Here is a 14,260-nt window from a genome sequence, read left to right on the forward strand (position 1 = left end):
TGCATCTCTGCCCGGCACGGCTACACGCCTTCCAACGTGGAGCGCATGACGCCGAACCCGGAGAAGCGCACGATCAGCATCGACACCAGGGTGCCGAGCACGATGAGGACCACCGCGATGGTGGCGGCGAAGCCCAGCTCGTAGCTGTTGAACGCGTCCTGGTACATCAGGTACGGCAGCGTGGCGGTGGCGTCGCCGGGGCCGCCTTTGGTCAACAGCAGGATGGTCTCGAAGTACGTCAGCGACCCGACGATCATGATCGTCGACGACGTGATGATCGTGTTCCGCAGCTGCGGCAGGGTGACGTACCGGAAGGTGTGCCAGCGGTTGGCGCCGTCCACGGTGGCCGCGTCGTAGAGCATGGCCGGGATGTTGCGCGTCGCCGCCTGGTACATCAGCGAATGGAACGCCACGAACTGCCACGCCAGGACGAACACGATGACGTACAGCGCGGCCTTCGGGTCGCCGATCATGTTGCTGTCGGGGAACCCGAGGTACGGACCGATGTACTTGGCGACACCGAAGTTCGGGTCCATCATGGCCCGCCACGCCACCGCGATGGCGCTGGCCGACAGCAGCAGCGGCAGGAAGAACACCGCCGACAGCACCGCCCGGTTGCGCTGCCGGCCGGCCGACCACACCCCGATCGCGATCGCGGCCGGGGTCTGCGTGACCCAGCTCAGCGCGGTCAGCGCGACCGTGGTGCCGGTCGCCTTCAGCACCGCGGGGTCGGTGGTCAGCCGCCGCCAGTTCTCCAGGCCGATGAACCGCGGATCGTCGAGCCCCTGCCACGAGGTGAACGACAGCACGAACACGCCGATCACCGGTACGACCGCGAAGGCCAGGAAGAACACCGCGGCCGGCAGCACGTACGCCGCCCCCGGCCGGGGCGCCCGGTCAGCCCCGCGGGTAGCGGGACCGGCCGGGCGTCGGCTGCGCCGGATCGCCGACGCGGGCGTCGGAACGACGGTTCCGGTCGTCGTCACGGAACCGCCACCATGGCGTCGACGAAGCCCTTCGCGTCAAGCTGGCCCAGGAACACCTTCTGCAGGTTGGTCAGCATCGGCTGAGCGTACTTGTTCTCGATGGCCTGGTCCCACGACAGCTGGAAGCTCGGGGCCTCCTGCACCATCGTGTAGGCGAACGTGCCGAACTCCCCGTTCTTGGACTGGGCCAGCTTGCTCTCGATCCCGGCGATGGCGGGCACGTCACCGTTGGCGATCCAGGTGTCGACGTACTCGTCGGAGGCCATCAGCTTCAGGAACTCCTTGGCGCCGTCGACGTTGTCGGAGCGCTTCGTGACCGAGAAGTAGTTGGTCGGGTTGCCAACGACCGCCTTCGGGTCGCCCTTGCCGCCATCGAACGCCGGGAACGCGGCCCAGCGCAGCCCGCTCTTGGCGAAGGCCGGCTGCTGGTCGAGCTGCGCGGTGTACTCCCACGAGCCCATCAGATGCATCGCCGTCTTGCCCTGGGCGAACAGGGTACCCGCGCCGGACGCGCCGTCGTAGCCGACCGAGGCGAAGTTGCTGTTGAAGCCGCCCTTCTTGACCAGGTCGATGATGGCGTTGAGGGCCTGGGTGACCGCGGGGTCGCGCCAGCCGTCCTTGTTGCCGCCGGCGATGCCGCCGAAGACGGTCGGGCCGCCGATGCGGTCGACCAGGTACTCCAGCCACATCAGCATGGTCCACGGCTGCGAGCCGGCGAGGGTGAACGCCGAGACGCCCGCCGCCTTGAACGCGTCCACCTGCGACATCAGCTCGGCCCAGGTCTTCGGCGGCGCGGACACCTTCGCCTTGTCGAACACCTGCTGGTTGTAGAACATGACGACCGGCTGCATGCCCCGGTTGGGGATCCCGTAGTACTTGTCGCCGATCTTGCCCGCGTCCAGCACCGACGGCAGGAACTTCGCCTTGAACGCGGGGTCGGCGTCCAGCATCGGGGTGAGGTCGACCAGCAGGTTGCTCTGCACGTACTGCCGGATGCTGCCGCCGCCCCAGTTGAAGAAGACGTCGGGCTGCTGCGGGCTGCCCATCGCGATCCGCAGCTTCTGCTTGTACGGGTCGTTGTCGTACGTCGTGAGCTTGGCCTTGCCCTTGGCGGTGGCGTTGTACTTGTCGATCGCCGTCCGCTGCACCTTGTTCTGGACGGTGTCCTGGAGAGCCCAAATGTCGAGCTCCCCGGCACCGTTGCCGGCGGACTTGCCGTCGCTGCCGCAGCCAGCGGCACCGAGCGCCAGCGCGCCCGCTCCGAGACCGGCCAAGCCCAGTAACGATCGGCGAGAGAGGTGCATGGTGGTCATCAGGCATCCCTTCCGGACACTCGCATGGACGAGCCGTACCCGAAAATTTCCAGGCGCCGCTCGGTAGTTTTCGCGATGATGTGGCGCACGCTACGACGGCGTGAAAGCGGCGTCAAGATTTAACTCTCATCAATAGCGGTGGGTACCGCCGGGGGCCGGGTTTCCGGTACGGTTCGGCATGAAGTTCCGGAAAAACGTCCGGAACATTGCGGCCCCGGCGGCAACGCGACCGACCACGTCGCGGTGCCGCCGGGCACCGGGCAGCACCGGATACGAGCGAAGGAGACTGCTGTGCACCAGGGCGGCGAAACCGCGGTCGGCACCGAACTGTCAGCCGAGGCCGGGCCGGCGCCCTGGCAGGACCCGACACTGTCCACCGCGGAGCGTGTCGCCGACCTGCTGGGCCGGCTCACCCTCGAGGAGAAGGTGGGACAGCTGGGCAGCTACTGGCCCGGCGCGTCGGCCACCCCCGGCGACATGGCACCGCACCAGCACGACCTCGCCGACGACGGGGCGTCCTGGGCCGACCTGATCGGCTCCGGCCTCGGCCAGCTCACCCGGCCGTTCGGCACCGCGCCGGTCGATCCGGCGACGGGCGCGCGGGCGCTCGCCCGGGTCCAGGCCGAGGTCGCCGCCGCCAACCGGTTCGGCATCCCGGCGCTGGTCCACGAGGAGTGCCTGTCCGGGCTGATGGCCTGGGGCGCCACCGTCTACCCCACTCCCCTGGCCTGGGGTGCCACGTTCGACCCCGACCTGGTCGAGCGGATGGCCACCCGGACCGGCGCCACGATGCGCCAACTCGGGGTGCACCAGGGGCTGGCGCCCGTCCTCGACGTCGCCCGCGACCTCCGCTGGGGCCGTGTCGAGGAGACCATCGGCGAGGACCCTTACCTGGTCGGCACGATCGCCACCGCCTACGTCCGGGGCCTGCAGTCCGCCGGGGTCGTCGCGACGCTCAAGCACTTCGCCGGGTACTCCGCCTCCCGCGCCGGCCGCAACTTCGCACCCGCCGCGGTCGGGCCGCGCGAGCTGGCCGACGTCCTGCTGCCGCCGTTCGAGATGGCGGTCCGCTACGGCGGCGCCGGATCGGTCATGCCCTCGTACGCCGAGATCGACGGCGTACCGGCCCACGCCCACCCGGACCTGCTCACCGGCGTACTGCGCGACGAGTGGGACTTCACCGGCACCGTCGTCACCGACTACTACGGCATCCAGTTCCTGTACCTGCTGCACCACACCGCCGCCGACGCGGGCGAGGCGGCCGGGCTGGCACTGGCCGCCGGCGTGGACGTCGAACTCCCAGCGACGTACTGCTTCGGCCCGGCCCTGGTCGCCGCCGTCCGGGCCGGCACCGTCCCGGAGTCGCTGGTCGACCGCGCCGCCGGCCGGGTCCTGCGCCAGAAGTGCGAGCTGGGGCTGCTCGACCCGGACTGGTCACCGGTCCCGGCGGCGCTGGCCGCCGGCGACAGCAGCACCGGTGACAGCAGCACCGACAACGGCGCCGGGCCGGCGCACCGGCCCGGCGCGGTGGACCTGGACCCGCCGGCCAACCGTGCCCTCGCCCGGCAGCTGGCCGAAGAGTCGATCGTGCTGCTCGCCAACGACGGCGCGCTGCCGCTGCCGCCGACCGGGCGGATCGCGCTGGTCGGCCCGCTCGCCGACACCGTCACCGGCCTGTTCGGCTGCTACTCGTTTCCCAGCCACGTCGGCAGCCAGCACCCCGACACACCGATGGGGATCGACGTCGACACCCCGCTGGATGCGCTGCGGGCCGAACTGCCCGGTGCCTCGGTCACGTACGCCGCCGGCTGCGGGGTCGACGACTCCGACACCGCCGGTTTTCCGGCGGCCGTCACGGCGGCGGCCGACGCCGATGTCTGTGTGGTGGTCCTCGGTGACCGGGCCGGGCTGTTCGGCCGGGGCACCTCCGGCGAAGGCTGCGACGCGGTGGACCTGCGCCTGCCCGGCGTCCAGCAGGACCTGTTGGAGGCGCTGCTCACCACCGGTACGCCCGTCGTGCTGGTCCTGCTCACCGGCCGCCCGTACGCCCTCGGCGCGGTCGCCGGCCGGCTGGCCGCCGTGGTACAGGCGTTCTTCCCGGGCGAGGAGGGCGCTCCGGCGCTCGCCGGCGTCCTGTCCGGCCGGGTCTGCCCGTCCGGCCGGCTGCCGGTCAGCGTCCCCCGCCACCCCGGCGGGCAGCCGGCCACCTACCTCACCCCGGCTCTGGGGCACCACACCGACGTCAGCAGCGTCGACCCGACCCCGCTGTACCCCTTCGGGCACGGCCTGTCCTATACCCGGTTCACCTGGGACGACGTCCGCGTCGACGGGGCACCCCTCGCGGCGGATGCGCCCGTCGAGCTGCCCACCGACGGTGCGCTCACCGTGTCGCTGACCGTCTGCAACGCCGGCGACCGGGCCGGCGCCGAGGTCGTCCAGCTCTACCTGCACGACCCGGTCGCGCAGGTCACCCGCCCGGTGGTGCGGCTGATCGGGTACGCCCGGGTCGCCCTCGACGCCGGCCAGACCCGGCAGGTGGAGTTCCGGGTGCACACCGACCTCGCCTCGTTCACCGGCCGCGCGGGCCGGCGCGTCGTCGAGCCCGGCGACCTGGAGTTGCGGCTGTCGACGTCGAGTGCCACGCACCGGTACGCGGTCGGCGTGCGGCTGGTCGGCGACGAGCGCGTCGTCGACCACCGGCGGCAGCTCACCGCCGCGGTGACGGTGCGGTAAGCCACCACGGTCCGGCGCCGCCTCGACGGAAAACCTCAACCACCGCCGGTCGCCGCCGATGTCAGGACGCACCGCAATTCCCCCGCCAGAGGGGGACCTGGGGAAATGGCCGCCGTACCGGCGCCGGGACCACCCCTCTCGGCGCCGGTACGGCGACCTCCACCCGCGCTGCCCTCTCCCGCCGCGTCCTCGCGCCTGCCCCGTGACATCCCCTGGCATCCTCGCGGCGCCCCGGCTTTGCCCGACCGGTGTCACGTCGTTCGCGGGACTCGCGTCACGTCGTTCGCGGGACTCGCGTCACGTCGCGTACAGCATCCTAGGAGGCTAGCCATCTTATTCTTGCCGATCGCCGGCCATAACTGGGTGTGTCCCATTTCTCCGGACCGATGAGCCGGGGAGCGCAACGCGCTCTCTGCCGATGAGTGGACGCGCGACCGGCCGGGGGTCAGAGCTCGATGTGGCCCTCGAGGTAGAACGCGCACGAGCCGTGCAGCTGCACCCGGTCGCCGACGAGGCGGCAGGCCAGCTCACCGCCGCGCCGCGACGCCTGGTACGCGAAGAAGGTGTCCTTGCCCGTCCGTGCCGCCCAGAACGGCACGAGCGCGCAGTGCGCTCCGCCGGTCACCGGGTCCTCGGGGATGCCCTTCGCCGGTGCGAAGTACCGGCTGACGAAGTCGTGCATGCCGTCGCCGGCGGCGGTCACCACGACTCCGGTCCGGTCCAGACGGGCGATCGCGGCGAGGTCCGGTTGGAGGGACCGGACGTCGTCGGCCCCGGAAAGCAGGGCGAGGTAGTTGTTCCCGTCGATCGCTGTCTCCACCGGTGTGACGCCGAGCGCGGCCGACAACGCCAGCGGCGGCGGCACGGCGCGCACCGTGCGAACGGGCAGTTCCATCCGATACGCGGTGTCCTCGCGGTCGACCGTCAGCGGCCCACTGGCGGTGTCGAACACGACGCTGTCGCGGCCGGGCTCCAGCCGCTCGACGACAACGGCGCCCGCCGCCAGCGTCGCGTGCCCGCACAATGGCACTTCCACTGTCGGCGTGAACCAACGCAGCCGGTACCGCTCCTCGGACGGCACGACGAACGCCGTCTCGGCGAGGTTGTTCTCCGCGGCCACGGCCTGCAACAGAGCGTCATCAAGAAACCGGTCCAGCACCACCACGGCGGCCGGGTTGCCGGCGAAGCGGCGAGTGGTGAAGGCGTCGAGCTGGAAGATCGGGACCCGCATGGCCGCATGGTACGGACGCGACATCCGCGGGCCCGCGACGGTCACCGTCCGCCCCGGCGATGCGGGACCGAGTGATCGGTGCCTCCCCGGCTCACACCCACGCCACCGGCGCACTGGGCCACCGGTTCACTCATGCCGCATTCCGCGCGACGATCCCCCCGGTCACGCTGCGAGCGGGAGTGCACGCTGGGCACGTACTCGTGACAGGTGGCGCAGGGTGGTCGCGATGCAGGCGACCTGGAGCCAGCCAGTTGCCGAGGTGGTGGTGCTCTCGAACGACTTCGCAAGACGGCGGGAGCGTCCGAGGCGGCCGTGGGCGACCTCGACGCGCCAGGCGTGCCGGATGGGTCGGAACACCGGCTGCTTGTCGTCCCACCCGACTCGGCGCAGCTCGAGCAGGTCGGGTGCGTGCCTGGGTCCCCGCTTGCCCGGCGCGTTGAACACCGGTTCCAGCAGCGCCCACTGCTCGTCCGTCAGGTCACTGGCGTACGTCATGCCGCACACGGTGCCGACCAAGCCGACGTCGACAGTCACACCCAAATGGGACACACCCAGTAAGATCACCGTGTGGATCGGCTCGCCCCGCTGTCCCGCTCGGACGTTCCCGATCTCGTCGACTTCCTCGCCCGAACGGACCTGACCCGCAGCGGCCTCGACGCGCCCGGGGTCCGGCTGTGGATCCTGCGGGACGAGGCCGGCACGGTACGCGGAAGCACCGGCTACGAGCGATCCGAGAATGGCACGGACGTTCTGATCCGCAGCGTCGCCGTCGACGCGGACCTGCGGGGACAGGGGATCGGACAGGCACTCGGCCGGTTCGCCCTGGATCGGGCGTCGGCGGCCGGAGCCCGTCAAGCCTGGCTGTTCAGTCGCCGGTCGGGAGCGTTCTGGCAGCGGCTGGGCTTCGCCGCGGCCGACCGTGACCGGCTGGCGGAGGTACTGGCGGCGACCCACCAGGTACGTCTGTTCCGCCGGACCGGCCAGCTGGAGCACGAGGTCGCCTGGTCCCGCCCGCTCCCCTGACCCGCCCGCTCCCCTGACCCGCCCGGTGTCCAGCCCGCTCCCAGGTCACGGTCAATGATTTCCGAGTGTCGGTAGGTGCACCACCCGGGCACGCTGGGTTTGCATAGAGGGAGTCCGCGCCACCGGAGGAGTTCGATCGCGGTGCGCTTCCGCACGATGTTCACCACCTTCACCCTCGCGACCCTGACATTCGGGGCGGTCGGGGTGTGGTCCGGCACCATCGACGCCGGGCCGGACGTCGTCCGGCCGGCACCGTTCGCGCGTGAGCACCCCCCGGAGCCGACCCCGCAGACCACGTACGGCCTGGCGGAGCATGCCGCTGCCCCGCTGCTGGCGCCCGGCCGGGTCGACGTGGCTGTGGACGGCTTCTACTCGTGGGCCCTGCTCGACCGGAGGACCGGCACGCTGACCGGCTCGGCCAACGACGTCAGCGACACCAACAGCACCGAGTCGATGATCAAGATCTGGATCGCCTCGGACTACCTGCGCCGGTTGGCCGGCGCGCAGCCCGACGTCGACCGGATGGCCGAGCTGAGCCGGATGATCCGCGACAGCGACGACGCCGCGGCCGAGGACGCCTACCAGATCGGCGGCGGCAATGCCGTGGTCCAGCGAATGATCAGCATCTGCGGACTGACCGACACGTCGGTCTTCGACGACTGGTGGAGCCGTACCCAGGTCTCGGCGCGCGACGCCGTGCGCCTGGGCGCCTGCGTCGCCGACGGGCGCGCCGCCGGACCGACGTGGACCGCATGGATCCTCGGCGAGATGCGTCAGGTACGCGGCGAGGGCCGGTTCGGCGTCGTCCAGGCGCTGCCGGACGCGGCGGCCGGCGAGATCCCGATCAAGAACGGCTGGACCGTGGTCGGCGACGAGTGGCACGTCAACTGCCTGGCCGTGGTCGACCGGTACGTACTGGCCGTGCTCACCCGGTACCCACAGGAGCTGGGCCTGGACTACGGCGCGGGGGTCTGCCGTAGCGTCACCGCCCAGCTGCGGCCGCGCGGATAGGCGGGCCGCTCAGGCGTCGGACTGGCCTCCCCCGGGCTCGGTGCGCTGCACCACCTCGAACTCCAGCAGCGTGGCACCGGTGGCCACCGGGCGCTGCTGCTGCCCGGCGTGCGCCTCGCGGGCCCCGCTGTTGGCCCATGCCTGGAATGCTTCCTCGCTCTCCCACCGGGTGTAGACGAAGTAACGGCTTTCGCCCTTCACCGGTCGCAGCAGCTCGAAGCCGAGGAACCCGGGCGCCTTGTCGACGGCGCCGTGCCGGGCGGCGAAACGGCGCTCCAGCTCCGGTCCGGCGCCCTCGGGTATGTCGATCGCGTTGATCTTCACAACGGCCATGGATCCACCGTAAACCGTCAACGGCGCGCGGGTAGTCTCAGCCACCTCCCAGGCATGGTTCAGCACTCGCGAAGCAGGCGGAGCCACGCTGGGATCTATGACACCCATCGAACCCGTCCCCGACCAGCCGGGGGCCGGCCCGGCGCCTCCCGCCTCACCGTGCCCGCAGCCTCCGGCCGGCCCGCTGCCCCGATGGATGCCCGACCAGCCCTACCGCACCGAGCCCAGCGCCGTCCTCGTTGACGGGAGCGCCACCGGGCTCGCCGCCGGTCCCGTCATCGGGCCCGCCACCGCACCGGCCGGTCCACCCACCGCGCCGCCGCACCGCTGGCGGACCCGCCTGGCCAGCGGGTTGGCCGCGGTGGTCCTGGCGCTGTGCGCCGGCCTCACCGGGGGCTACCTGGCACACCGGATGGACGGGATGTCCGGTACGCCGTTCCGGATCGGCACACCGGCCCGTGGGGTCGTGGACCGCTCGTCGCTGGCGGCCGTCGCCGCGGCGGTCCAGCCGAGCGTCGTCTCGATCGACGCCGGCCCGGCCGAGGGGTCGGGCGTGGTGTTGACCAGTGACGGCTACGTACTCACCAACAACCACGTGGTGTCGATGGCCCGTAACCGTACGGTCGAGTTGACCTTCGCCGGGGGCAGGACGGCGACGGCCGGTATCGTGGGCACCGACTCGGCGCACGACGTCGCGGTGGTACGGGCGAACGGGGTCTCCGGGCTGGACGCGGCCACGTTCGGCGACAGCGACAAGGTCCGGGTCGGCGACACGGTCCTGGCGATCGGCAGCCCGCTCGGCCTGCAGGGCACGGTGACCGCCGGCATCGTCAGCGCGCTGCACCGCGACCTGCGCAGTGCCGGTCGTACCAACAGCGGCGCCAGCTTCGCGATCGCGGACGCGATCCAAACCGACGCCGCGATCAACCCGGGCAACTCCGGCGGCGCACTGGTCGACAACACCGGTCGGGTGGTGGGCATCAACACCGCCATCGCCACCGCCGGCCAGAGCCAGGGCAACATCGGCGTGGGATTCGCGATCCCGAGCAATACCGCCAAGCAGATAGCCAACCAGATCATCGGCTCGTAGCGGTCGGCACGACGGCACCCCGACCCCGGGTCACGTCGGCACCCCGACCCCGGGTCACGTCGGCACCCCGGCCCCGAGGTCACGTCGGCACCCCGGCCCCGAGGTCACGACGGCACCCCGGCCCCGGGGTCACGTCGGCGCGACGCACCCGAACCCCGGGTGGTCAGCGGCTCTTGGCCGGTGCCCGACTGGTGGTGCCCTGCCACACCGCGCGGGCCCCGCTGTCGCCGACCCGGTAGACCTGCACCAGGTTGGCCAGGGCGATCACCACGGCGAACGCCATGACGGCGAGCATGAGCGGGGAGTGCCGCGCGGCCGGCCCGGCGTCCGTCCCCGACGCGCCCGCGACGGCCCGCCGGTGCAGCAGGTACAGCGCCACGGCGGCCACCAGCAGCGGCGCCGCGAACCACAGCAGACTGTCACCGAGTTCGGCGTGCTCACCCGGAGAGCCGACGGATCGCTCCAGGCTCTCCCCGGAACTGGTGGCGATCGGGACGGCCACGGTGGCCAACGCCGCGAGGGCGACCACGACCCCGCCGTACCGGGCCCGCCACGAGGTGCGCACCGCGATGGCGACGACCCCCAGGCAGGCGAGCGGCAACAGCACCACCACGGCGTGTACGACGAGCGGATGCAGCGGTATCCCGTTGACGGTGTCGGGCACGATGGCCTCCTGTCCGGTGTGGCGACTCGGTCGCCGTCATCTTGCATCGTGGTTGTTGATCCTGGAAAGAAGTTGCTCCTGAAAAGAAGCTGAACGCCACCGGGCGGGATCGGCGTCGTCCGTACCTCTGGGCGTGCGGACCGGCCGACCGTAGCGAAAGATATCTATTCAGGCAATTGTGCGGGGAAGGAGGCTTCGATGACTTTCGTCTATGCCGTCAACCGCCGGGGCCGCACGGTGTCCGTCATCGCGGCCGGTGAGATGGACGTGGCGGCCGCCGGGCCGTTCGGCACCATGCTCTGCGGGCTCGCCGAGGCCGAACCGACCGACCGGGTCGAGATCGACCTCGGCGCGCTCCGGTTCCTGGACTCCAGCGGCGTCGCCGCGCTCAACCGGGCCTACCGGGCCACCCACCGGCGCGGCGCCGTCCTGGTGGTGACCCGGGCCACCGGTGTGGTCCGGCGGGTGCTCGAACTGACCGGCGCGCTCGCCCACCTCGCACCGCGGGTGGAGACCGGCACCGACCGGCCGTCCGCGTAGCGACCGCCCCGGCTGGGTACGACCCGGACGTGATCCTCGTCGGCACGTCCGGGTGGCAGTACCGGGACTGGCGCGGCCGCTTCTACCCGCGGGAACTGCCGCAGCGGCAGTGGCTGGAGCGGTACGCGGCCGCATTCGCCACGGTCGAGGTCAACAACGCCTTCTACCGCCTGCCCGAGCGGACCACGTTCGCCGACTGGCGCGCCCGCACCCCGGACGACTTCGTGGTGGGCGTGAAGATGAGCCGGTACCTGACCCACATCAAGCGGCTGCGCGACCCGGCCGAGCCGGTCGCCCGGTTCCTCGACCACGCCGCCGGCCTGGGCGACCAGCTCGGCCCGGTACTGCTGCAACTGCCACCGAACCTGCGCGCCGACGCCGACCTGCTCGACGCCGCCCTCGCCGAGTTCCCGCCGCACGTCCGGGTCGCCGTCGAGCCCCGGCACGAGTCCTGGTGGGTACCGGCCGTCCGGGACACCCTGGCCCGCCACGGCGCCGCCCTGTGCTGGGCCGACCGGCTCGGACGCCCGGTCACGCCGGTGTGGCGGACCGCCGACTGGGGCTACCTGCGGCTGCACGAGGGGCGGGCGACCCCCCGCCCCGGGTACGGCCGCCAGGCGCTGAGCACGTGGCTGGACCGGATCACGGACACGTACGAGGCCCACCGGGACGTGTACGTGTACTTCAACAACGACCCCGGCGGCGCCGCCATCCGCGACGCGGTGGCGCTGGCCCGGCTGGCCGGCCGTCGCGGCGTGCCGGTGAGCCGGGCCCGGTACGACCCCCGGCACGAGCTGGTGGACTGATCCACCGGCCGGCGGGTCGATCAGCGAGCCGACGTGTCGATCCACCAGCCGGCGCATCGATCCCGATCATGAAGCCCGCCCGTTTCGCCCGATCCGTGGCGGGTAGCCGCTCGCGAAGGGTCAGTTGGACAAGGGTTAGTTGGACTCTGCGGGACGTGGGGCGCCGCCCGACCGTGTGGCAGTTGGACGCCGCCCACCTGATCGGGAAGGAAGCGGCGATGAAGGCAGTCACCTGGCACGGCAAGCGCGACGTACGCGTCGACACGGTCCCCGATCCGGTGATCCAGGATCCGGAGGACGCCATCATCCAGGTCACGTCGACCGGCATCTGCGGCTCCGACCTGCACCTGTACGAGATGATGGGGCAGTTCATGACCGAGGGCGACATCCTCGGCCACGAGGCGATGGGCGAGGTGCTCGAGGTCGGCTCGGGGGTCAACACCCTCAAGACCGGTGACCGGGTGGTCGTGCCGTTCCAGATCGCGTGCGGGCACTGCTTCATGTGCCTGGAGGGTCTGCCGACGCAGTGCGAGGTCACCCAGGTCCGCGAGTACGGCACGGGCGCGGCGCTGTTCGGGTACACCAAGCTGTACGGGCACGTCCCCGGCGGGCAGGCGGAGCTGCTGCGGGTACCGCAGGCGGAGTTCGGGCCGATCAAGGTGCCCGACGGGCCACCGGACGACCGGTTCGTCTACCTGTCGGACGTGCTGCCGACGGCCTGGCAGGCCGTCGAGTACGCGGCGATACCGCCGGGCGGCAGCGTGGTCGTCTACGGCCTGGGACCGATCGGCGACATGTGCACCCGCATCGCGATGCACCGCGGCGCCGCCCGGGTGATCGGCGTCGACCTGGTACCGGAACGCCTGGAGCGGGCCCGCACCAACGGCGTGGAGGCGCTCGACCTCAACGAGCACGAGAACATCGTCGCCACGATCCGGGAGATGACCGCCGGCCGGGGGCCGGACTCGGTCATCGACGCGGTCGGCATGGAGGCGCACGGTTCGCCGCAGACCACGATCGGCGAGAAGATCGGCGTGAGCCTGCCGGACGCGCTCACCGCCAAGCTGGCCGAGAAGACGGGCATGGACCGGCTGGGCGCGCTGTACATGGCGATCGATACGGTGCGGCGTGGCGGCACCGTCTCCCTCATCGGCGTGTACGGCGGCCTGGCCGACCCGCTGCCGATGCTGGAACTGTTCGACAAGCAGATCGAGCTGCGCATGGGCCAGGCCAACGTCCGGACCTGGGTCGACGACATCATGCCGCTGCTGACCGACGAGGACCCGCTCGGCGTGGACCACTTCGCCACCCACCGGGTACCGCTCGCCGAGGCGCCCCAGGCGTACGAGAACTTCCAGAAGAAGGTGGACGGCACGGTCAAGGTGCTACTCAAGGCACGCGGCTGACCGGACGGGCGGCGGCCGCCCCGGCCCCTCAGTGGGCGGTCGCCTCGTCCGCCCACTGGACCAGGAGGTCCAGCAGCGTCGCCCGGCGCGCCCGGACCTGCGCCGCCGACGAGTCCGGGTCGTAGGAGTTCAGCCCGCCCCGGGCGTCGCCGCGCGCCGCCCCGCACAGCATCGCGGGTGCCATCCAGGCGTACTTGGCCGCACCCGACGCGGCGACCGCCCGGCGTACCACCTCCGGCGAGCCGCGCCAGCCGCCGTCGCGTAGCCCCGCCAGGTACGCCTCGACGACCGCGGAGGCGACCTCCGGTACCAGGGCGGGGTCGAAGAAGCCGTCGGTGAAGCTGTCGACGACGAGGTTGGCGACGTCCTCGCCCAGCGCACCCTCGCCGGTGAACGCCCAGTCCAGCAGGACGGTCCGGGGACCGTCGGCGACCAGGTTCATCGGCCAGACGTCGAGGTGGCACAGTGTGCGCGGGGCCGCCTCGGCGGCGGCGACCAGGTCGTGGCGGCGCTCCCACAGCGGTCGCATCCGGCGGCGCACCCGGTCCGACCACACCTCGGCGGCCGGGTGGTCCCACGGCACCGGCTCGGGCACCCAGGGCCGGCGGTCGGCGACGTACTGGGCCAGCCAGCGCCGCGACAGCCACGGCTCGTCGGGTACCCGGTCGACCCAGCGGGCCTGCGCCGCGCCGAGCTGGCGGGCGGACGCCGCGATCCGCTCCGGTGTCCACTGCGGACCGGCGACGCCGGTCGCCTCGGCCAGCCACAGCTCGACCGTCCCGTCCGGGCGCTCCGCCGCGCCGACGAGCGCCGGAGCGGCGATGCCGGTGCCCTCGTAGGCCCTCGCGGCCAGCCCGGTGGTGTAGGCGAGGTACTCGCGCCGCCAGTAGTTCCAGTGGGTCGGCTCGTCGCTGGTCTGCCAGGCCGGTGAGCCCACCGGCGGGTCGGCCGGCGGCCGGAACACCTTGCGGACCGCCGTACCGGCCGACCCCCGTACCCGCCAGATGCCGCCGGTCGCGGCGTTGCCGGCGTTGTGGGTGAGCGACTCGTGGGCGACCACGGTGCCCAGCGACGCCGGGACGGTGTCGGATCCGGCGGTACCGGGCGGAAGAAGATCCATCCGA

Annotated in this window: 14 protein-coding genes; 7 read left to right on the plus strand and 7 right to left on the minus strand. The window is 71.9% G+C overall.

The features are described from left to right. Positions 1–20: 20 nt before the first annotated feature. Positions 21–986 (minus strand): carbohydrate ABC transporter permease, encoded by a 966-nt coding sequence (locus ACNTMW_RS03450; protein ID WP_426631859.1) that lies wholly within the window; start codon positions 984–986, stop codon positions 21–23. After that, on the minus strand, positions 983–2,260 hold the full coding sequence (locus ACNTMW_RS03455) for an extracellular solute-binding protein (RefSeq protein WP_426631860.1): 1,278 nt from the start codon (positions 2,258–2,260) through the stop codon (positions 983–985). Before ACNTMW_RS03455 ends, ACNTMW_RS03450 begins: the two co-directional genes overlap by 4 nt. A gap of 330 nt (positions 2,261–2,590) precedes the next feature. On the opposite strand from ACNTMW_RS03455, the gene ACNTMW_RS03460 reads away from it, so the two are divergent. Continuing rightward, the gene (locus ACNTMW_RS03460; RefSeq protein ID WP_426631861.1) at positions 2,591–5,032 is read left to right on the plus strand and encodes a beta-xylosidase/alpha-l-arabinosidase; all 2,442 of its coding nucleotides are present in this window, start codon (positions 2,591–2,593) and stop codon (positions 5,030–5,032) included. Between the two features lie 445 nt (positions 5,033–5,477). Here the strand turns inward: ACNTMW_RS03460 and ACNTMW_RS03465 are convergent, their stop codons facing one another. Next, a complete protein-coding gene (locus ACNTMW_RS03465; RefSeq protein WP_426631862.1) occupies positions 5,478–6,263 on the minus strand; it encodes a PhzF family phenazine biosynthesis protein in 786 nt (261 codons plus the stop codon). A 162-nt stretch (positions 6,264–6,425) separates the two neighbouring features. Next, positions 6,426–6,758 (minus strand): hypothetical protein, encoded by a 333-nt coding sequence (locus ACNTMW_RS03470; RefSeq protein WP_426631863.1) that lies wholly within the window; start codon positions 6,756–6,758, stop codon positions 6,426–6,428. Between the two features lie 72 nt (positions 6,759–6,830). Here ACNTMW_RS03470 and ACNTMW_RS03475 point away from each other — a divergent pair, with 72 nt between their 5' ends. Both ACNTMW_RS03475 and ACNTMW_RS03480 read left to right on the plus strand, forming a co-directional pair. Beyond that, positions 6,831–7,286 (plus strand): GNAT family N-acetyltransferase, encoded by a 456-nt coding sequence (locus tag ACNTMW_RS03475; protein WP_426631864.1) that lies wholly within the window; start codon positions 6,831–6,833, stop codon positions 7,284–7,286. A gap of 141 nt (positions 7,287–7,427) precedes the next feature. Further along, entirely contained in the window at positions 7,428–8,297 is an 870-nt protein-coding gene (locus ACNTMW_RS03480; RefSeq protein ID WP_426631865.1) for a hypothetical protein, read from the plus strand. Positions 8,298–8,306: 9 nt separating this feature from the next. Here the strand turns inward: ACNTMW_RS03480 and ACNTMW_RS03485 are convergent, their stop codons facing one another. Next, positions 8,307–8,630, minus strand: a complete 324-nt coding sequence (locus ACNTMW_RS03485; protein ID WP_426631866.1) for an antibiotic biosynthesis monooxygenase family protein — start codon at positions 8,628–8,630, stop codon at positions 8,307–8,309. A 97-nt stretch (positions 8,631–8,727) separates the two neighbouring features. On the opposite strand from ACNTMW_RS03485, the gene ACNTMW_RS03490 reads away from it, so the two are divergent. Continuing rightward, complete coding sequence (locus ACNTMW_RS03490) at positions 8,728–9,720, plus strand: S1C family serine protease (protein ID WP_426631867.1); 993 nt, start codon at positions 8,728–8,730, stop codon at positions 9,718–9,720. A 163-nt stretch (positions 9,721–9,883) separates the two neighbouring features. Here the strand turns inward: ACNTMW_RS03490 and ACNTMW_RS03495 are convergent, their stop codons facing one another. Further along, the gene (locus ACNTMW_RS03495; protein ID WP_426631868.1) at positions 9,884–10,384 is read right to left on the minus strand and encodes a DUF2231 domain-containing protein; all 501 of its coding nucleotides are present in this window, start codon (positions 10,382–10,384) and stop codon (positions 9,884–9,886) included. A 198-nt stretch (positions 10,385–10,582) separates the two neighbouring features. Between ACNTMW_RS03495 and ACNTMW_RS03500 the strand changes: the two genes are divergently transcribed. The 3 genes from ACNTMW_RS03500 to ACNTMW_RS03510 all read left to right on the plus strand — a co-directional run bounded on the left by ACNTMW_RS03500 (position 10,583) and on the right by ACNTMW_RS03510 (position 13,136). Beyond that, positions 10,583–10,924, plus strand: coding sequence for an STAS domain-containing protein (locus ACNTMW_RS03500; protein WP_426631869.1), 342 nt, complete (start codon positions 10,583–10,585; stop codon positions 10,922–10,924). Between the two features lie 29 nt (positions 10,925–10,953). Beyond that, positions 10,954–11,730 (plus strand): DUF72 domain-containing protein, encoded by a 777-nt coding sequence (locus ACNTMW_RS03505; protein ID WP_426631870.1) that lies wholly within the window; start codon positions 10,954–10,956, stop codon positions 11,728–11,730. A 155-nt stretch (positions 11,731–11,885) separates the two neighbouring features. Continuing rightward, positions 11,886–13,136 carry a zinc-dependent alcohol dehydrogenase gene (locus tag ACNTMW_RS03510; RefSeq protein WP_426631871.1) on the plus strand — a complete coding sequence of 417 codons (1,251 nt, stop codon included), beginning with the start codon at positions 11,886–11,888 and terminating at the stop codon, positions 13,134–13,136. 28 nt (positions 13,137–13,164) lie between these two features. Here the strand turns inward: ACNTMW_RS03510 and ACNTMW_RS03515 are convergent, their stop codons facing one another. Next, positions 13,165–14,256, minus strand: coding sequence for a protein kinase family protein (locus ACNTMW_RS03515; protein ID WP_426631872.1), 1,092 nt, complete (start codon positions 14,254–14,256; stop codon positions 13,165–13,167). Positions 14,257–14,260 lie beyond the last annotated feature (4 nt).

Origin of the sequence: Planosporangium spinosum, assembly GCF_049999945.1 — a bacterium.
Lineage (GTDB): Bacteria > Actinomycetota > Actinomycetes > Mycobacteriales > Micromonosporaceae > Planosporangium > Planosporangium spinosum.

Excerpts from the sequence above, each read along its gene's own strand:
- ACNTMW_RS03515 (WP_426631872.1), bottom strand. The coding sequence starts at position 14,256 with ATGGATCTTCTTCCGCCCGGTACCGCCGGATCCGACACCGTCCCGGCG.
- ACNTMW_RS03485 (WP_426631866.1), bottom strand. The coding sequence starts at position 8,630 with ATGGCCGTTGTGAAGATCAACGCGATCGACATACCCGAGGGCGCCGGA.
- ACNTMW_RS03490 (WP_426631867.1), top strand. The coding sequence starts at position 8,728 with ATGACACCCATCGAACCCGTCCCCGACCAGCCGGGGGCCGGCCCGGCG.
- ACNTMW_RS03500 (WP_426631869.1), top strand. The coding sequence starts at position 10,583 with ATGACTTTCGTCTATGCCGTCAACCGCCGGGGCCGCACGGTGTCCGTC.
- ACNTMW_RS03465 (WP_426631862.1), bottom strand. The coding sequence starts at position 6,263 with ATGCGGGTCCCGATCTTCCAGCTCGACGCCTTCACCACTCGCCGCTTC.
- ACNTMW_RS03470 (WP_426631863.1), bottom strand. The coding sequence starts at position 6,758 with ATGACGTACGCCAGTGACCTGACGGACGAGCAGTGGGCGCTGCTGGAA.